Annotated in this window: 18 protein-coding genes; 10 read left to right on the top strand and 8 right to left on the bottom strand. The window is 66.4% G+C overall.

The features are described from left to right. Positions 1-68: 68 nt before the first annotated feature. The 5 genes from prpB to secD all read left to right on the top strand — a co-directional run bounded on the left by prpB (position 69) and on the right by secD (position 4,764). Entirely contained in the window at positions 69-983 is a 915-nt protein-coding gene (gene prpB / locus H7H34_RS15850; RefSeq protein ID WP_185925745.1) for a methylisocitrate lyase, read from the top strand. A gap of 53 nt (positions 984-1,036) precedes the next feature. Then, positions 1,037-1,423, top strand: a complete 387-nt coding sequence (locus H7H34_RS15845) for a hypothetical protein (RefSeq protein WP_120267094.1) — start codon at positions 1,037-1,039, stop codon at positions 1,421-1,423. A gap of 87 nt (positions 1,424-1,510) precedes the next feature. Then, positions 1,511-1,723, top strand: a complete 213-nt coding sequence (locus H7H34_RS15840) for a hypothetical protein (protein WP_120267095.1) — start codon at positions 1,511-1,513, stop codon at positions 1,721-1,723. Positions 1,724-1,750: 27 nt separating this feature from the next. Further along, positions 1,751-2,164, top strand: coding sequence for a hypothetical protein (locus H7H34_RS15835; protein WP_185925744.1), 414 nt, complete (start codon positions 1,751-1,753; stop codon positions 2,162-2,164). A gap of 77 nt (positions 2,165-2,241) precedes the next feature. After that, positions 2,242-4,764 carry a protein translocase subunit SecD gene (gene secD, locus H7H34_RS15830; protein WP_185925743.1) on the top strand — a complete coding sequence of 841 codons (2,523 nt, stop codon included), beginning with the start codon at positions 2,242-2,244 and terminating at the stop codon, positions 4,762-4,764. A gap of 52 nt (positions 4,765-4,816) precedes the next feature. On the opposite strand, the gene H7H34_RS15825 is transcribed toward secD, so the two are convergent. Both H7H34_RS15825 and H7H34_RS15820 read right to left on the bottom strand, forming a co-directional pair. Further along, positions 4,817-7,054, bottom strand: a complete 2,238-nt coding sequence (locus tag H7H34_RS15825; RefSeq protein WP_185925742.1) for a heavy metal translocating P-type ATPase — start codon at positions 7,052-7,054, stop codon at positions 4,817-4,819. Between the two features lie 110 nt (positions 7,055-7,164). Then, complete coding sequence (locus tag H7H34_RS15820) at positions 7,165-7,578, bottom strand: MerR family transcriptional regulator (RefSeq protein ID WP_185925741.1); 414 nt, start codon at positions 7,576-7,578, stop codon at positions 7,165-7,167. 160 nt (positions 7,579-7,738) lie between these two features. Between H7H34_RS15820 and H7H34_RS15815 the strand changes: the two genes are divergently transcribed. Continuing rightward, positions 7,739-8,746: a L,D-transpeptidase family protein gene (locus H7H34_RS15815; RefSeq protein WP_371811407.1), complete on the top strand. Its 1,008-nt coding sequence runs from the start codon at positions 7,739-7,741 to the stop codon at positions 8,744-8,746. Between the two features lie 327 nt (positions 8,747-9,073). Continuing rightward, positions 9,074-10,513: a GGDEF domain-containing protein gene (locus H7H34_RS15810; protein WP_185925739.1), complete on the top strand. Its 1,440-nt coding sequence runs from the start codon at positions 9,074-9,076 to the stop codon at positions 10,511-10,513. A gap of 9 nt (positions 10,514-10,522) precedes the next feature. Here H7H34_RS15810 and H7H34_RS15805 read toward each other — a convergent pair whose 3' ends face one another. Together H7H34_RS15805 and H7H34_RS15800 are read right to left on the bottom strand one after the other, a co-directional pair. Further along, a complete protein-coding gene (locus H7H34_RS15805) occupies positions 10,523-11,263 on the bottom strand; it encodes an RES family NAD+ phosphorylase (RefSeq protein WP_185925738.1) in 741 nt (246 codons plus the stop codon). Between the two features lie 2 nt (positions 11,264-11,265). Further along, the gene (locus tag H7H34_RS15800; protein WP_185925737.1) at positions 11,266-11,679 is read right to left on the bottom strand and encodes an MbcA/ParS/Xre antitoxin family protein; all 414 of its coding nucleotides are present in this window, start codon (positions 11,677-11,679) and stop codon (positions 11,266-11,268) included. A 317-nt stretch (positions 11,680-11,996) separates the two neighbouring features. Here H7H34_RS15800 and H7H34_RS15795 point away from each other — a divergent pair, with 317 nt between their 5' ends. Together H7H34_RS15795 and H7H34_RS15790 are read left to right on the top strand one after the other, a co-directional pair. Further along, positions 11,997-12,407: a BA14K family protein gene (locus H7H34_RS15795; protein ID WP_185925736.1), complete on the top strand. Its 411-nt coding sequence runs from the start codon at positions 11,997-11,999 to the stop codon at positions 12,405-12,407. Between the two features lie 153 nt (positions 12,408-12,560). Further along, positions 12,561-13,598 carry a hypothetical protein gene (locus H7H34_RS15790; protein ID WP_185925735.1) on the top strand — a complete coding sequence of 346 codons (1,038 nt, stop codon included), beginning with the start codon at positions 12,561-12,563 and terminating at the stop codon, positions 13,596-13,598. 19 nt (positions 13,599-13,617) lie between these two features. Here the strand turns inward: H7H34_RS15790 and H7H34_RS15785 are convergent, their stop codons facing one another. After that, a complete protein-coding gene (locus H7H34_RS15785) occupies positions 13,618-14,622 on the bottom strand; it encodes a glycosyltransferase 61 family protein (protein ID WP_185925734.1) in 1,005 nt (334 codons plus the stop codon). Positions 14,623-14,707: 85 nt separating this feature from the next. On the opposite strand from H7H34_RS15785, the gene H7H34_RS15780 reads away from it, so the two are divergent. Continuing rightward, complete coding sequence (locus H7H34_RS15780) at positions 14,708-15,466, top strand: hypothetical protein (protein ID WP_185925733.1); 759 nt, start codon at positions 14,708-14,710, stop codon at positions 15,464-15,466. Here the strand turns inward: H7H34_RS15780 and H7H34_RS15775 are convergent. The 3 genes from H7H34_RS15775 to H7H34_RS15765 form a co-directional block, all read right to left on the bottom strand. Further along, entirely contained in the window at positions 15,409-16,062 is a 654-nt protein-coding gene (locus tag H7H34_RS15775; protein ID WP_185925732.1) for an FkbM family methyltransferase, read from the bottom strand. The two genes, H7H34_RS15780 and H7H34_RS15775, sit on opposite strands and share 58 nt — an antisense overlap. Positions 16,063-16,153: 91 nt before the next feature. Further along, a complete protein-coding gene (locus H7H34_RS15770) occupies positions 16,154-16,816 on the bottom strand; it encodes a sulfotransferase family 2 domain-containing protein (protein ID WP_185925731.1) in 663 nt (220 codons plus the stop codon). 341 nt (positions 16,817-17,157) lie between these two features. Next, positions 17,158-17,415 (bottom strand): hypothetical protein, encoded by a 258-nt coding sequence (locus H7H34_RS15765; protein ID WP_185925730.1) that lies wholly within the window; start codon positions 17,413-17,415, stop codon positions 17,158-17,160. Positions 17,416-17,431: the final 16 nt, after the last annotated feature.

The following is a 17,431-nucleotide window of genomic DNA, read 5'->3' as shown; positions in this document are numbered from 1 at the left end:
AGGCTATTTCGGTCGGGAGAGCGGTGCCATCATGACGAGGGCACCGCAGGTCCGCACGAGGAAAGCCGATGCCCTATCTCGTTTCCAGCCATCTGCCCGACAGTCCCGCCGGGGAGCGTTTTCGCACGCTGGTGGAGCAGGGCGGCATCGCCCGGCTGCCGGGCGCCCATAACGGCATGGCGGCGCTGCAGGCGAAGGCGGCAGGCTTCAAGGGGCTGTATCTTTCCGGGGCGGCGATGACCGCCTCGATGGGCATTCCCGATCTCGGCATCATCACGGTGGACGAGGTTGCCTTCTTCATCCGCCAGATCACCCGCGCGGCCGGTCTTCCGCTGCTCGTCGACGGGGATACCGGCTATGGCGAGGCGCTCAACGTCATGCACATGGTGCGCACGTTCGAGGATGCCGGCGCCGGCGCCGTGCATCTGGAGGACCAGCTGCTGCCGAAGAAGTGCGGGCATCTCAACGACAAGAAGCTCGCCGATGCGAGAGACATGGCGGCGAAGGTCGCGGCGGCGGCGAGGGCACGGCGGCATCTCTACATCGTCGCGCGGACGGATGCGGCCGCGAGCGAGGGCATCGACGGCGCGGTCGCACGGGCGAAGCTCTACATGGAGGCAGGTGCCGATGCGATCTTCCCCGAGGCGCTGACGACGGCCGAGATGTTCCGCGAGTTCGCCGCCCGCATGCCCGGCGTGCCGCTGCTGGCCAACATGACGGAATTCGGCCGCACGCCCTTCTTCACGGCGAGCGAGTTCGAGGAGATGGGCTACCGGATGGTGATCTGGCCGGTGTCCTCGCTGCGCGTTGCCAACAAGGCGCAGGAGAAGCTCTACACGGTGCTGGCGCGCGACGGCTCGACACAAGCGATGCTGGGTGAGATGCAGAGCCGGGCAGAGCTCTACCAGACCATCGGGCTTGCCGAGTACGAAGCGCTCGATGCGTCCATCGTCGCCACCGTCCTGCCGGAGGGGGCGGGCTGAGCCTGGCCACTATTCCCGTCGTCTTTTGCCCGGCGCTCGTGTAGACTTTGCCGATGACGACAAACGGAACGGATGCCAGACGCCCGCTCCGCCTGGAGCGATGGATCATCGCGTTCCTGGCGGTGCTTTTTGCGTTTGCCGCCGCCGTTCCCTACGGCGCGCGCTATCCGACGCCGAAACTCGCCCAGCCGGTTCTGACCAGCGACAGCGGAGCGGCCACCTCGGCCGTGCTGCCGAAGCTGGATCACGACATCCGCCAGCGAGCCCTCCCGGCGCCGTCTCCTTCCGGCAGCGATCAGGACGACGCCGTCGTCATGGCGATGCCGATGCCCGCCGAAATCGTGGCGGCGGGCGGCTTGCCGCTGATTGCCTGCTGCGCGGCTCTACCGGGCCGCACCGGGGCAGCGCATGCTCCGCGCGCGCCTCCCGTTTCCGCCTGAAACCTGTCGATGCCGCCTTCGGGCGGCCGAACGATTTCAGGGCACGTGCCGCATCAGGATGCCGGCGTGCCGACGCGGAGACTTCCCATGCAGATCACCGTTGGGCTGGCCATTTTCGTGGCCGCAATCTTTTCCATCGTCTACAGCACCCCCCGCGAGAAGGGCATGTTCGCCGTTCTTGCCGCCCAGCCGGGCATGGCCTCGGTCATGGCGCTGGCGATCACCGCGCTTCTCATGGGCGGCGTGATCCTGACGGTTTCCGGCGTTGCCGAAATCGTGTTGCCGGCGGCCGCGGGCTAAGGCCCTCAGCGGGCCTGTCGGCACCACATGAACCGCTTTCGGATCGTCTGGCGGCGTAACCGCGCCGCCTCTGCGGGCGTTTTGCCCTGGCTGCTGCTGCCTGCGCTGCTGCTTCTGCTGGCGGCGGCGGGGGGCGGAGCTGTGCCTGGAGATGGTCCGGCAGCTTCCTCGCAGGCCAGCGGCGAAAGCCGTCCGGGCAGCGGAGCGACGACGCCCCGTGCGATCCTCGACCGCGACCGGGCACGCCACCAGCTCCAGGCGAGCCTGCGTCGCCAGGGCCTGAACACATCGGCGGGCCCCGATCCGCACGACCAGCTTGCCGGCAATCCCGTCGATCTGCCCACGCAGCGCCTCTTGTCCGTCAATGCGACGGGGCGGGAGGCCGCGTGCGCGTCCGGTCCGCTTTGTGCGCGGGCGCGGGGACCACCCCTTTCTGTCTGATCGTCCGGCTTTCCAAGCCGGTTCCTGCCGGGCGTCCCGTGGGCGCCCGCCCGATATCTTTTGCTTCGGATCAGACAATGAAAACGTCCCGATGGGTCCTTGTGACCTACACTCTCATCATTCTCTTCGGGCTGCTTGCCGCATTGCCCAACGTGTTCACACCCGCCCAGCTGGACCGGATGCCGGGCTGGTTCCCCAAACAACAGGTCACGCTCGGCCTCGACCTGCGAGGCGGGTCGCATCTCGTCCTCGAGGTCGATGCCGATGCGCTCAAGGCCGACCGGCTCAAGAGCCTTGTCGCTGAGGCGAGGGCGCTGCTGCGCAAGGAGCGGGTAGCAGGCACCGTGCGCCAGGTCGGCGAAGGCGTGGTGGTCTCCGTACCCGATGCGTCGGCCCGCGCCGGCATCGCCAAGCAGCTGCGCGATCTGGCAACGCCGGTCGCCAATGGCGGCTTCGGCGCGCAGGTCTCCGATATCGAGATGACGACCGAGGGAGATCGCATCCGGCTCGGCTTCAGCGAGGCGGGCTTTCGCGACCGGTTGAACCAGGCGATCGACCAGAGCCTCGAGATCGTCCGCCAGCGCGTCGACCAGGTGGGCGTTGCCGAGCCGACGATCCAGCGGGTTGGCGCCGACCGCATCCTGGTCCAGCTGCCGGGTCTCAACGACCCGACCCGGCTGCGCGAGCTGCTCGGCTCCACGGCGCAGATGTCCTTCCACATGGTGGCGGATGTCGTCCCGGGCGCGCGGTTGCCGGCGGGCGTCAGCCTGCTGCCGGAGGAAAAGACCGGCCGGCGCGTTGCGGTCGAGGACAGGGTGGCGCTCGGGGGCGATCATCTGACCGATGCCCGCGCCGGCTTCGACCAGCGCACGCGCGAGCCTCTCGTCAGCTTCCGTTTCGACAGTTCCGGCGCACGGCAGTTCGCGCGCATCACCAGCCAGAATGTCGGCAAGCCCTTCGCCATCGTGCTCGACGGCAAGGTGCTGAGCGCCCCGGTGATCCGCGAGCCGATCACCGGCGGGACCGGCCAGATCAGCGGGTCCTTCACTGTCGAGGATACGGTGGTGCTGTCGGCGCTGCTGCGCGCCGGGGCACTGCCGGTGCCGCTCGTCGTCATCGAGGAGCGCACGGTCGGCCCGGATCTCGGCGGCGACGTCATCGAGATGGGCGTGGTCACCGGCCTTGCCGGCTTTGCGGCGGTGGTGGTCTTCATGGTCGCGCTGTATGGCGGCTGGGGCCTCTTCGCCAATTTCGCGCTGTTCCTCAACGTGGCGCTGACCGTCGGCCTGCTCAGCCTCTTGGGCGCGACGCTGACCCTGCCGGGCATAGCCGGCATTATCCTCGGCATCGGTCTTGCGGTGGATGCCAATATCCTGATCAACGAGCGCATACGCGAGGAGGCGAGGGGCGGAGCCAGCGCCTTCGCCGCCCTCGACCGGGGCTTCGGTCGGGCCTATTCCACCATCGTCGATGCCAACGTGACCTCTCTGATCGCAACGGGTCTGTTGTTCCTGTTCGGCTCGGGACCGGTGCGCGGGTTCGCGATCACCATGATGATCGGCATCTGCGTGTCGATGTTCACCGCCGTTGCGGTGGTGCGCATCCTGATGACCGAGTGGGTGCGCCGGCGAAAGCTCAAGACCATCTCGGTCGAGCCGCTGATCCGCATCGTGCCGGACGGGACCTCGATCTCGTTCATGAAGGCGCGTTTCTTCGGCATCGGGCTTTCCATCGTGTTGTCGCTGGCCTCCATCGGCCTGTTCATGAAGCCGGGCCTCAACTATGGCATCGACTTCAAGGGCGGCATTCAGGTGGAGGCATCGACGCCCGCGAGCGTCAGTCTGGCGAGCCTGCGCGATGAACTCGGCAAGCTCGATCTCGGCGAGGTGTCGCTGCAGCAGATCGGCGACAACGTGCTGATCCGCATCCAGCGGCAGGAGGGCGGAGAGACGGCCCAGACGCGTGCGGTGAGCGAGGTCCGCGACACGCTGCAACGGATCGATCCGGGCATCGGCATCGAGCGGACGGAAGTGGTCGGGCCGAAGGTCAGCGGCGAGCTCGCGCGCAACGGCGTCATCGCCGTGGTTCTCGCGAGCCTTGCCATGCTGGTCTACATCTGGTGGCGGTTCGAGTGGAACTTCGCCATCGGCGCCATCGCGACACTGGTGCTCGACACCACCAAGACGGTCGGGTTCTTCGCCCTCTTCGGGCTGGACTTCAACCTGACGGCGATTGCCGCGCTTTTGACCATCATCGGCTATTCGGTGAACGACAAGGTGGTGGTCTACGACCGCATGCGCGAGAACATCCGCATGTCGAAGAAGCGGGATCTCAGGTCGATTATCGACCTCAGCATCAACCAGGTGCTGGCCCGCTGTCTCTTCACCTCGGCTACCACGTTTCTGGCGATGCTGCCGATGGCGATATGGGGCGGCAATGCGGTGGAGAACTTCGCCCTGCCGATGCTGTTCGGCGTGGTGATCGCGACGAGCTCGTCGATCTTCATCGCAGCTCCGATCCTGCTTCTGCTCGGCGACTGGTGGACGCGGAGGAAAGAGGCGGCAGCCGCTGCCGCGCCTGAGGCCGAGCGCACGGCCTGAGGGCGGAAATGTGCTCCCCGGGACCTGTCGCCAGGCCCCGGGGAGCACCTCTTCACTTCATTCCGCGCCAGGCGAGCAGGCGCATCGCGTTGGCGGTCACCAGAACGGTGGCGCCTGTATCGGCAAGGATCGCTGGCCACAGGCCGGTGACGCCGAGCACGGTGGTCACCAGGAAGACGGCCTTCAGGCCGAGCGCGATGGTGATGTTCTGCCAGATGTTGCGCATGGTCGCCCGCGACAGGGCGATCATGTCGGCAACGTCGGTGACGCGGCCATGCAGGATTGCCGCGTCGGCGGTTTCCAGCGCGACGTCGGTGCCGCCGCCCATGGCGATGCCGATATCGGCAGCGGCAAGCGCGGGAGCATCGTTGATGCCGTCGCCGACCTTGGCGACCCGATAGCCTTTCGCACGCATCTCCCCGACGATCCGCTGCTTGTCCTGAGGCAGCAGCTCTGCATGGACCTCGATGCCGAGCGTCCCGCCAATGGCTTTCGCGGTGCGGGCGTTGTCGCCGGTCAGCATCACCGCCTCTGCCCCCAGCCGGCGCAGGGCCGCGAGACCCTCGACCGCATCCTCGCGCGGCTCGTCGCGCAGGGCGAGGAGGCCGACGATCTTGCCGTCGGCCAGCAGCAGCGAGACGGTCTTGCCGGCGTCGTTGAGCGCGGCGACCCGTGCCTCCAGAGCGCCCTCGAGCGGGGCGGTCTCGGCGGCGGCACGGGGCGAGGCCAGGAGAAGCCGGCGCCCGTCCAGCGTGCCGGTAACGCCCTTGCCGCCAAGGGCCGCCGCGTCCGAGGCGGGGGTGATGGCGATGCCTTCGCGCTCGGCGCGGGCGAGGATGGCGCGGGCCAGCGGATGGCTCGATCCCGCCTCCAGGGCGGCGGCAAGGCGCAGCACCTCGCGCTCGTCCATGCCGATGCCGGCAATATCCGTCACCTGCGGCTTGCCCTCGGTGAGCGTGCCGGTCTTGTCGAAAGCGGCATGATCGATGTGGCCGAGCCCCTCCAGCACGGCGCCGCCCTTCATCAGGAGGCCGCGGCGGGCACCGGCCGACAGCGCGGCGGCGATGGCGGCCGGGGTCGAGATGACCAGGGCGCAGGGACAGCCGATCAACAGGACCGCAAGGCCGCGATAGATCCATGTAGCCCATTCCGCCCCGCCGACGAGCGGCGGGAGCACGGCGATCAATGCGGCAACGACCATGACGCCCGGCGTGTAGTAGCGCGAGAAACGATCGATGAAGCGCTCGGTTGGAGCCTTGGACTCCTGAGCCTCCTCGACGAGGGCGATGACGCGGGAGATGGTGTTGTCGGCGGCTGCGGCGGTGACTTCCACCCGCAGGACGCCTTCCTGGTTCACCGTGCCGGCAAAGACCGTGTCGCCGGGCTCCTTGCGCTTTGGCACGGATTCGCCGGTCACGGGAGCCTCGTCGACGGCGCTTTCACCCGACAGGACGGTGCCGTCGGCCGGGACCCGGTCGCCGGGACGCACCAGCACCACAGCCCCGACGGCAAGGCTGTCGGCCGGGACGGTCTCGGTCGTGCCGTTCCGTTCCAGAAGGGCGGTTTTCGGCATCAGGTCGGCAAGGGCGCGGATCGAGGCACGGGCGCGGCCGGTGGCGATGCCCTCCAGCAGCTCGCCGATCAGAAACAGCACGACGACAACGGCCGCTTCCTCGGCAGCATCGATGACGACGGCACCGGCCGCAGCCACCGTCATCAGGGTCTCGATGGAAAAGGGACTGCCGTTCAGTGCACCGGCAAGTGCGCGGCGGGCGATCGGTACCAGACCCACCGCCATGGCGAGGGTGAAGCTCCAGAACGCAGTCTGGGGGAAGATGTGGGCAATAGCGAAGGCCGCGGCCAGCGCCAGGGTGCACAGGATCGTCAGGCGCGCCTTGGGGCTGCGCCACCACGGGCCGTCGATCCGCGCGTGATGGTGGCCATGGTCGCTCCCATGGTCGTGCTTGTGGTCGTGGCCGTGATGGTCGTGGCCGTGGTGGTCGTGACTGCTGCAGCTGGCGGCCCCGTCGTTGGCGTCCTCGCCCGTCTTGTCGGCCGCCGCGTCGCGGGCGAGCAGCGAGGTCCGGTAGCCGAGGCTGTCGACCTTGCGGGCGACCTTGGCGAGATCGGCAGCCTCGCCATGGGTCACGGTCATGGTGCCGGCGACCACCGACACGCGGACATCGGCGATGTCCGGCAGGCGGCGGACAGCGCGGTCGATCTTGGTAGCGCAGCTGGCGCAATCCATCCCTTCCACGCGGAAGCGGGCAAGGCGGTCGGTAGCGCTCATTTCGTCAACTCCTGTTGGTCAGGAGCAGGACCATAAGACCTCTAGCGACTAGAGGATCAAGGGCTGCAACGCAGTTTTTTCCTCGAGCGATATCCAGGGAGGGCCGGGGGTCAATGGTCGGTGCTGCACATCTCGTGATTGGCCAGCGAGCGGATCACGTAGCAATCCCTGACGTGATCGCCGTGACAGGTGCCGACCATGCGGGCCAGTTCGCCTTCCAGCCGCTGCAGCCGCGCGATCTTGTCGCGGACGATGTCGAGCTGGCGCGCGGCAATCTCGTCGGCGTGGGTGCAGGGGCGCTCCGGGTGGCCGCTGAGGTCGATCAGCTCGCGGACCGCCTCCAGTGTGAAGCCGAGGTCGCGGGCATGCTTGATGAAGGCGAGCCGGTCGAGATGCGCCGCGTCGTAGCGCCGCTGGTTGCCTTCGGTACGGCCGGCGGCCTCCAGCAGGCCCATCTGCTCGTAATAGCGGATCGTCGGCACCTTGACGCCGGTCTGCCGCGAAAGATCGCCGATAGAGTACATCGCAAACCTCCAGTTTCTAGAGATATGGGCCTGCCGGCGGTGCGGCGTCAAGTTCACGCAATCGCGAATTGCGGCGCGAGCAACTTGGCATTAACCGTGACCGATGAGACTGGACATCTGTCGGCGGGCGGGGCGGCACGAACGAGATCCTGGCAAGCGAATGATGTTTAAACCTGCAAAAGCGGCTGCCTTCCTGGTTATCGCAGCCCTGTTGAGCGGCTGCGCGACGAGCGAGTATGCCGATGACGGCAGGGGCTCGAAGCCGATCCCCTCGAAGCTTCTTTCGATGATGTCGGAGAAGTCGATGTCGCCGTCCGCGCCCGTCGTGGTGCGAATCTTCAAGCAGGAGAGCGAGCTCGAGGTCTGGAAAAAAGACCGCTCGGGCCGGTTCGCCCTGCTCAAGACCTATCCGATCTGCCGCTGGTCCGGAAAGCTGGGTCCCAAGCGCAAGCAGGGCGACCGCCAGGCGCCGGAGGGCTTCTATCACGTCAATGCCGGCCTTCTGAACCCGCGCTCGCAGTACTATCTGGCCTTCAATCTCGGCTTTCCCAACAAGCTGGAACGGGCTCTCGGGTATTCCGGCAGCGCGCTGATGGTGCACGGGGCCTGTTCGTCCTCGGGCTGCTACGCGCTCACCGACGAGGGCGTGGAGGAAATCTACCCGGTGGTGCGCGAGGCGCTGAAGGGCGGGCAGTCCGCTTTCCAGGTCCAGGTGTTTCCCTTCCGCATGACGCCAGCGAACATGGCGCGGCACCGCAACGACGGGAATTTCGCGTTCTGGAGCAATCTCAAGACCGGCTACGACATTTTCGAGGTCACCCGTCAGCCGCCGAAGGTCTCCATGTGCGGCGGCCGCTATGTCTTCGACAAGGAATTCGTGGGCGGCGAGCCGAGGGACCCGCTTGCGGCCTGCCCCCCGGCGGTCAGCAAGGTGCCGGAAGCGGTGGCGAGCAAGTCGGAGGCGGACCGGGTGGCGATGCAGTCGCTGATCTCCAGCGGTCTTGCCCTCAACGCGCCGGCCTATTCCGACGGCGGCATGCACCCGGCCTTCCGCCGCCTGTTGCAGCGCGATGGCGAGGAGGCCCTGTCGCGGCGTACCTCCCGCACGTCGGTGCCGGTCAGCCGGCCGAGCGCGGCGCTTGCCGATCCGCATATGGCCCAAGAATGACATCCGTATAAATTACAATACTCCGCACGTCAGGAAGAGACCCGGGACGGGCGCCGATGCCTCGAGCATTCGGTGCTTTTCCCCTACGTCCAGTGACAAGCGTAGCTCTCCTGCGGAGGCTGTCGTTGGTGCCGGGGTTGCTGATTTTTATTTGACTTTTCTGGGATTTTGCTTTGTTTTGACAGGGGGAATTTAGAATATTTTCGTATTTGTCCTTTTTATTAATGTATCCGCCAGCTCGGCGTTGATCTCATTCAAAATGTCGCATAATTCTCATCTGGTTTCCGCGAGGGGAGCCGGGTTGCAAACCGTGCTGTGAGAGGCGCCGTGTCCTTGAGTGCCGATACTTCGCCTGAAAGAAGCGCCGATGGGCGACGCGGCGCGCTTGCTCTGGGAACGCCGCTGCTGATAGGGGCGGTGGTTCTGGTTGCCTGCCTGTTCGGCATCTACACGCGGCCGGCTGATTTCCTTGCGACTCTCTGGCCCGCCAACGCGATCCTGCTCGCGATGCTCATCCGCGTGCCCGGAGCGGCGCGGCTATCCGGCTGGATTTGCGCGGCGATCGCCTACATGGCCGCAGATCTGATGACCGGCTCGTCGCTCAAGATGACTGCGGTTCTCACCGCCGCGAACCTCTTCGGTGTAGGCGTGGGGTATGCCGTGCATTTGTGGCATCCGGACAGGATACGCGCGCTCAAGGAGCCGGTATCCGTGCTCTGGCTGGCCTTCATTGCTGCTGCGGCGGCGGCCTCTGCCGGTCTGTTCGGCATGCTGGCGAACCCGCTGCTGTTTCAGCGCAGCATTGCGACCGGCTGGTCGTTCTGGTTCGCCACGGAGTTCGTCAACTACGTCACCATCTTGCCCGTCCTGCTCTCGGCTCCGCCCCTGGCGACGCTGGCCGGGCGCTGGAAGACCTCGCGGCTTTCCATCCGGGGCGCCGATATCTTGCCCGTTCTGGCGGTGATCGCAGCCGGAGGCGCCGCGTCGTTGATCGGCGGGGCCGGCTCCGTCGCCTTTCCGGTTCCCGCCCTGCTTTGGTGCGCGATCGTCTACCCCATCTTCCCGACAGCGGCTCTCACCCTGATTTCCGGCGTGTGGACGCTCGCTGCCGTATCCACGGGCCTGGTCGGCAGCCAGTTCGTCCCGGACAACGAAGTGGATCTGGTCTCGATCCGGCTGGGGATTTCGCTGGTCGCGCTCGCGCCGATCATGCTCGCCTGCGTCATGCAGGGCCGCAACGAGTTGCTGGCGCGTCTCCATCACATGGCCATGCACGACCCGCTGACAGGCGCGCGCAACCGCGACTCCTTCCGCGCGACCGCGCAAGGCATTCTGGATAAGCGCGCAGACGTTCCCTTCGCCTTGATGATGGTCGATCTCGATCACTTCAAGGCGGTCAACGACCGGTTCGGTCATGCGGCAGGGGACAGGGCTCTGGCCTGTTTCGGCGAGCATGCGAGAGGATGTTTGCGCACCGGCGATCTTCTGGGGCGCATGGGCGGCGAGGAGTTCGCCATCCTCGTGCCCAATTGCAGCCCGCAGCACGCGCTGGGGCTCGCGGAGCGTATCCGCAACCTGGTCAGCACTCCCATCCCGCTGGAGAATGGCGGTTTCCTGGTGGTGACGGCAAGCATCGGCCTCCTCTCCATTCCGCAGGGAGATGGGCGCGGTATCGACGAGCTTCTGCCGGTGGCCGACAAGCTGCTCTATGCGGCCAAGAGGAACGGCCGGGACAGGGTGGAAACGGGCGAGACCTTGCCGGCCTGAGGCTGCAGGTCAGGCCTCGATGCGGAAGATCCGGCCACGCCGGTCTTCGCCCGCTGCCTCATGGATCTTGACCATGTCGATGCGGGCACCGTCCCAGTGGCAGGTGAGGTGGCTCGCCTGTATCGGCACGCTCATCACATCCGGATGGAAAGCCGCGAAGCAGGTGCCACCCGCATGGCGCACGCTCGGATAGGCGATGCCGTTGTGTCCGGCGGCGCGCGCTTCCGCCGCAAAGGCCTGGGAGGGGCCATAGTCGTCGGGATCGAGCAGGGGGGCGATGGCCGGATCTCCGGCGGTCAGATCGACCAGCTCCGCATCGATCTCCCCGACCAGTTCGCGCATGTCGGCGATCCAGCCGGGCGCCTCGCCCGTGGCTGCAAAGAACCGCGCCTGATGATGGGCAACCTCGAACAGCGCGGTGTCGAAGGCCTTTGCCGCATAGAAGGCGCCGAAGCTGCCGTCGTGGAACCGTCCCTTGCGCTCCGGCGAGACATGGGTGAACGGGGCCATCACATAAGAGGCGCCGGGGCCGCTGACCCGCCGCGCCGGCGGCACGAGGTCGAGCGAGCCGATCGTCTCGGCGACACGCGGATTGCTTTTCGCCTCGGCGGCGGCGAGCAGTTCCCAGTCGGCCGGGTCGGCAATATCCTCGAACAGGTCGATGGGCGGATAGGCGGAGCTGATCAGCCGGTGATAGCGCGGCCAGGCGAGCCGCGTGGTGGCAAGGCTTGCGGGCAGGGGCGGAGACATCGTCACCACTGGCCGCGTCTGGCGTCGAGATAGCGGCGGACCCGCATCAGGTCGGTGATGCGTCCGTCCAGCATCACGTCGAGGGCGGAGCGGCCCGCGAAGTCCGCGTTGGGGCGCGTCACCCAGCCATAACCGCGCTCTGCCTCGCGAAACAGCAGGCGCAGGGCCTTGTGGATGCCCAGGAGGTTGGACATGCGCTCGGCAAGGTCGATGCCGGCGCGGCCGGGCGAGCCCGCCTTCCAGCGCTGGTAGGTGCGTACCGAGATATCGCCGAGGAGACGGCTGGCCTGCTCGTCGGTGATCCCCCAGCGCTCGAAGAGATTGACCACCGCCCGCTGCATGGCGCGGACTTCCGCAGTTGAAAACTGGGGGAGCGGTTCGGGCGTTACGGGCGATACGGGGCGAAGTGCGGGCATGGAGGTCTCCTGTCATTTGACAGGATATAGTATTTTCACGCCAAATGGCAAGATGTGCGGAACTTCCCGAGGCGACGCAGCGTTCTAGGATGTGAACGTCGCCGGCATGATCTGCGTCACAGTCCTGCCCTGCTCGCGGGACTAAACTTCTTCCATCATGATCGCTGATCGCGATGGTGTGCGACGCCGAGGCGTCGGGTCGTGTCGCGGAAGACCTCTGCAAGGCGCCGCGAGATTGTCCGTATCGCTTTCCCCCGCCGGCAGCGCCTGCTGCCGGACCAGCGGTCCGGACCGCAAGGCCGAAAGGAGACAGGACCATGCGTTTCAGACACACTTGCGCGGTGGCGGCGATTGCCGTTGCCTCCATGATCGGCTTCGGATCCGGTGCGCCGGCCGAGGCTGCCGCAGCCGGCAATGCTGCGAGGGCGCTTGCTCCGCTCGTCGATGTGGCGCCCGATGCCCGTCAGGGCGGCCTTGTCGAGAAGACCTGGCATCGCGGCCGGCCGCACCGGGTGCGTCCGCGCCACCGCTGGCGCCCGCGGTATCGCTGGGGTCCGCCGGTCTATGCACCGCGTCCGCGCTATCGCGTGCGGCCGCGTGCGCGCGGCTTTCCGAGGGCCCATTTTGCCTGGTGCAACCAACGGTACCGGTCCTACCGGGCCTATGACAACAGCTTCCAGCCCTATAACGGGCCGCGTCGTCCCTGCATCTCGCCCTATATCCGCTAAGAGCATGCATACGACGTCATGATCGACGGCCGTCGCCAGAACCTCTTCCGGCGGCGGCCTTTTTTCATTCCGGCCTTGCCAAGGCGTCGCCATGCGGTAACGCTGCGGAAGTCGAATTTTCCAGCGGGACTCGCAACATATGGCTTTTCGGGCATGACCGTCATTCAGCTCGCGGCAGCGCAATCGTTTGATTTTCTCCTGCGCCAGAGCCGCGAGGGAGACGGATGTTGGGACGATATCCGGCTTGCGCCCGGCAATGGCACGGGGGAGGACGCGGATTGGCTGGTGGTCTACGACCAGCCGCCGCGGGGGCTGGCGACGCGGTTGCCGCGCGAGCGCCGCATCGTCTTCCTGCCCGAGCCGGTGTCGATCAAGCATTACGATCCGGCCTTCATCTCGCAGTTCGGAATTGCCGTCACATCCTCACCCCTGCCGGGCTTCGACGGCGAGGCCCTTCACATGCAGCCGTCCTCGCCCTGGTTCTACGGGACGGGGCTCGGGGCCTCCGCTGGCGGGGCGACGCGGCTCGGCTTTGCAGAACTTGCCGCGCGTCCCGTGCCGTGCGAGCCGGCGCGCGGACTGATTTCCGCCGTCTGCTCGACCAAGACACTGAACCGCAACCAGGTCCGCAGGCTTCGCTTCCTGCGGCGTGCCAAGGCGATACTGGGCGAGCGACTCGACATTTACGGCCGAGGCTTTCGCGAGGTCGCCGACAAGGCCGAGGGCCTCGACGGCTATCGCTATCACCTTGTCCTGGAAAACAATCTCGATCCGCATTGCTGGACGGAGAAGCTCGCCGACCCGCTCCTCGCCGGGACCTATCCCATCATCGCCGGCGGCCCGGGGGTTGAGACCTATTTCGATCCGCTCGGGTTCACCGCGCTGGACATCACCCGGCCCCGGACGGCGCTGAAGACGCTCCTGGACGTGCTGGAGGCCGATCCGGTATCGCGGCCCGAGGTGCAGGAGGCGATGCGCGAAAACCGCCGCCGGCTGATGGAGGAGCATCAGGTGTTTCCGGTGCTCCAGAAGGTGATTGCCGGGCGCGGGGAGGGGGCGCCGACCCTGTTGGCCGAGGCGGAGGCGATCCGCCCGCCGGCCCGCGCACCCTATCGCCGGCTCACGCAGGCGTTGAGGCCGTTCCGGCGGGCGGCCGACCGGCTGCATGTGGAGCTGTTCGAGCGCGGCTAGGCACCAACGCGGCCTGATCTTACCGGGAGGCGAGGCGCTCGAGATCGAGACCCAGCCCGGCGGCGATCACTGACGGGCGCGGATCGGTCCGGCCAGACGGGGCGGCGATTTCGACGAGACGCTGGAGGAAACCGCCGGCCAGTACGGCTGCGGACAGCTCGCCGCTGGACGGGGCGAATAGCGTGCGGGCACGGCGCAGGCGCTGCACCAGCGCGCGCAAGGGAAGATCGGCCGGGTCGACGACCTTGAGGCGGCCTTCCGCCACCGCCGCGCGCAAATCTGCATGGCCTGCCAGCAACCGTTCGGCGCGCGAGGGGCCGCCCTCGCACAGCAGCACATCCACCGGAGCGTCTGCCGTCTCGTCTACCGGATAGACCTCGGCAAGGCGTGCGGCGATCCGGCCAAGAACGCCGGCATGGCCGAGCGGGCGCTCGATCACATAGACCGTATCGGAGCGGGTGACCCGGCCCTGACGCATCAGCTCGACAGGGCGGGGACGGAACACGCCGTCGGTGATCGCGTCCTGGAAACGGTCGGTCATGCCCATGGAAACCGGAACCACAAGGAGGAGATCCTGGGGCAGCTCCAGATGGTCGAGCGCGAAGAAGCGCGGCAGCACGTCGGAGCAGAAGGCGGCAAGCGAGCCGTCGTCGCCATGATGCAGCACGCTCAGCGGCGGGCGCATCACCGGGTTCATCCGCAGCCGGCGGGTCACATCCGGCCGGGCCTGCGGCCAGGGCAGAAGTTCCTCGCCCGGCTGGGGGGAAACCAGGCGGGCATCGTCGAAGAGAAGACCGGAGAGCGGATCGATGTCGAGCGGGCCGGCAACGCGCAGGCAACCGACACGATCAGCGCCCAGCCGGGTCGAGGTCACGTCCTCGCGGATGCGCTCGACGCGGCTTTCGGCAAGGCGCGCCCGCGGCCAGGCAGGCAGCATCAGGCGGCTTGCCAGCGCCCGGTAGGGAGCAGGCATCAGCACGGCGTCCAGCCGCTTCATCCAGCGTCGCGGGACTGGCTTTGACACGTCGGGCCACCTATAAGGCTGCAAAATAGGTAAGGACGCGCCACGCTTACGGTCGGCGCAACGGGAAAGCAAGCATGGAGTCCGCATGAAGTCCGAGGTCTTCAACCTCAACGTCTTCACCAACGTGGCATCGCGGGATCCTTCCCACTGCCTCGCTCAGCATGCCGTGCGCTCGTTTTTCGATGTCTTCGGCAAGGACAGCCGCCACCGCATCGTCACCCGCATCTTCATCGATCCCAATCCGAATCCCGACATGTTCGAGGCCTGGGTCGCGACGATCCGCGACGGGCTGCCGGACATCCCCTTCGAGCTGGTGCAAACCAACGGGATGCTGGACGGCTTTGCCCGCTCGCTCGAAGTGTGCGAGGGCGACTATGCCATGCAGCTCGAACACGATTTCGTCTTCGTGAAGAGCCGAATCCATCATTCGCTCGACCAGATGGTGGACGAGATGCGGGCCCGCGGTATCGATTACCTGCGCTTCAACAAGCGGCGGAACCGGCCGGCGGCTTACGATCTGGGAATGGAGCCGGCGGGCGATGCCGATTTTCCGCTGTGCCGGATCAGCGGGCGGTCGAACAATCCGCATATTCTCGACATTGCGCGGTATCGCGAGGTGGTGCTGCCGCTGCTGAAGGGGCCGGACGGCAGCTCGGTCGGGCTGGAAGGCGGGCTGTGCCTTTATGTCGGCGGGGGCTACATCTATGGCCCCTACGCCCATCCGCGCACGGTCGGCCATCTCGATGGCCGCCGGCTGCGCTTCAGCGACGGCGTTCGCCGCCGCCTCTACCTGCTCGGCGAGACGCTGTCGCGCAGGTCCCAGCGTTCCCAGACGAACGGATAACGCCAGGCAAGATCGTGGGTCTTCGACAGGCCCTCGGCGATGCGCTCATAGCGCTGGCGGCTGGTCTGGTCGATCAGGTGGAACTGCACCACGAGATGGCGCACCTCGCCCATCAGGCCTTCGGCAATCAGGTTTTCCAGAACCGGATACTCGTCGCCCTCGATGTTGAGCTTCATCAGGTCGACCGGCCGACCGGCCGCGCGCACGATATCGGAGGCACGGCGCAGCTGCACCTCGACGCTCTCGCCCTGCTGCTGTCGCTGGGTGCTGCTGCCGTCGTTGTCGTAGACGAGCTTCGCCGTGCCGTTGAAGTCCGACAGGCCGGCGCAATCCAGCGTCACGTTCGGCATGGCAGCAAGCAACGGGCGGGCGCGTTCGCAGAATTCGGGCGCCGGCTCGAAGGCCAGGACCGTCGGCGATCCCTTCTGGGAGATGCGGGCGGAAAAGTCGCCCTTGTAGAACCCGGCATCGACAACCAGCGAACTTCCGTCCAGCGGCACGTCGGTCAGCAGGCGGTCGTCGCCTTTTGCAAGTTTCCAGCGCTTGACGGCCCGATAGTGCGGGTCGAGGGCGAAACGGATCAGGTTGAAGCCCATTGGGGATCGTGAACTCGCGATAGGGACGGAACGGCTGAGCCATTGCAGCTTGGACGGCGAATTGCAAGTCCGCAGCCCGTTTCAGGACGCTTCAGAACGAATAGCCGAAGGTCTTGATGTCGTCCTTGTGACGCTGTGCGATCAGATCGATCCCGAAGTCATCGTAATACTGGCGATAGTGGCCATGCGAGGACTGGTTGGCGCGGCTCTCGGGAACGGTGACGGCCAGGTGCAGATCCGCGGTCATCTTCGCGAGGTCTTCCGCCAGTCGCTCCTGCCGCAGGACACGGTGGACAGCGAGCCTGCCGTTCGCATCCGTCAGGTAGTCGAGCTGTTGCTTGCGGATGTAGCGGGTGGGGGAGGTCGGCGCCTCGTCGTCCGCCAGCCAGCGCAGGTAGTCGGAAAAGTCGAAGCTCTGGAACAGCTCCACCTCCGTCGGCATGCCGGACCTGCCGCGGCCGCGATCTTCCTTGAGGTAGTGGAACCAGGAAACGTGCCAGTCCCAAGGATTGCGCACGACAGTGAAGACATGCATGGCGGAGAGGTCGACCCGGTGCCGATCGAAGACCTCGGAGTATTCGCGATATGTGAGGTGACCGCGGGCATCGCGGAGGCGGCGCGAGGGACATTTGCGGATCCAGGGCAGGAACGCCTGCTCCACGAAGGATCCGCCGCACTTCGGCACATGCAGGAAAAGGATGTTCTTCTTCTCCCGCCTGAAGAAGCTCCGTCTTGTGTCCTTCGGAACAAGCAAATCTCTGTCCGCCCCGTTTCGCGCCGGCTTTGGATCAACCTTGTTTTTGCTATTGGTCCTGCTTGTTTGGCGAAAATATGACCTGATTATGTACAGGTGCTCAAGGTAAATCTGGCTATCGTCATTTGTTGCAGGGGTTCTGCTTCTCGATTGGCTTTGGATGCAGCGGCAGTTTCCGGAAGATGCTTGCGATATCAGGGCGTTGGGCGAGCGCCTGCGATCGGTGCGCCGGTAACTTCCGGACGCGCGAAAACCGCGGGACCGGCATGTCCTTGGACATGCCGGTCCCGACGGTGTGTCTGTGCGGGGAAAGCCTGCCTCGGCGCGGTAGCGCCGGCGTCTCAGCAGTTGTTCGGGCGCTGCGGTCCGAGGTCGATCTGGCACTCGTTGGTCAGCGCACCGATTGCTGCACCGCCGACGGCGCCTGCCGCCATGCCGACCAGCACGGGGCCGCCGGCCAGGGCCAGCGCGCCTGCACCGGCTGCACCGCCGATTGCGCCACCCGTCACGCCGCGCTCGAAACGGTTCGAGCCGCAGGCCGCGACAAGCAGGGAGAGAGCAAGAATGCCGGCAAGACCGGCCGGTCTCGGGATACGCATGACTTGAATCCTTCTG

The organism is Stappia sp. 28M-7 (genome assembly GCF_014252955.1).
Taxonomy (GTDB): Bacteria; Pseudomonadota; Alphaproteobacteria; order Rhizobiales; family Stappiaceae; genus Stappia.
This window is presented reverse-complemented; position numbering and strand designations above follow the sequence as displayed.

Coding starts and splice junctions, on each gene's coding strand:
- prpB (WP_185925745.1), top strand. CDS start 69: ATGCCCTATCTCGTTTCCAGCCATCTGCCCGACAGTCCCGCCGGGGAG.
- H7H34_RS15845 (WP_120267094.1), top strand. CDS start 1,037: ATGACGACAAACGGAACGGATGCCAGACGCCCGCTCCGCCTGGAGCGA.
- H7H34_RS15840 (WP_120267095.1), top strand. CDS start 1,511: ATGCAGATCACCGTTGGGCTGGCCATTTTCGTGGCCGCAATCTTTTCC.
- H7H34_RS15835 (WP_185925744.1), top strand. CDS start 1,751: ATGAACCGCTTTCGGATCGTCTGGCGGCGTAACCGCGCCGCCTCTGCG.
- secD (WP_185925743.1), top strand. CDS start 2,242: ATGAAAACGTCCCGATGGGTCCTTGTGACCTACACTCTCATCATTCTC.
- H7H34_RS15825 (WP_185925742.1), bottom strand. CDS start 7,054: ATGAGCGCTACCGACCGCCTTGCCCGCTTCCGCGTGGAAGGGATGGAT.
- H7H34_RS15820 (WP_185925741.1), bottom strand. CDS start 7,578: ATGTACTCTATCGGCGATCTTTCGCGGCAGACCGGCGTCAAGGTGCCG.
- H7H34_RS15815 (WP_371811407.1), top strand. CDS start 7,739: ATGATGTTTAAACCTGCAAAAGCGGCTGCCTTCCTGGTTATCGCAGCC.
- H7H34_RS15805 (WP_185925738.1), bottom strand. CDS start 11,263: ATGTCTCCGCCCCTGCCCGCAAGCCTTGCCACCACGCGGCTCGCCTGG.
- H7H34_RS15800 (WP_185925737.1), bottom strand. CDS start 11,679: ATGCCCGCACTTCGCCCCGTATCGCCCGTAACGCCCGAACCGCTCCCC.
- H7H34_RS15795 (WP_185925736.1), top strand. CDS start 11,997: ATGCGTTTCAGACACACTTGCGCGGTGGCGGCGATTGCCGTTGCCTCC.
- H7H34_RS15790 (WP_185925735.1), top strand. CDS start 12,561: ATGACCGTCATTCAGCTCGCGGCAGCGCAATCGTTTGATTTTCTCCTG.
- H7H34_RS15780 (WP_185925733.1), top strand. CDS start 14,708: ATGAAGTCCGAGGTCTTCAACCTCAACGTCTTCACCAACGTGGCATCG.
- H7H34_RS15775 (WP_185925732.1), bottom strand. CDS start 16,062: ATGGGCTTCAACCTGATCCGTTTCGCCCTCGACCCGCACTATCGGGCC.
- H7H34_RS15765 (WP_185925730.1), bottom strand. CDS start 17,415: ATGCGTATCCCGAGACCGGCCGGTCTTGCCGGCATTCTTGCTCTCTCC.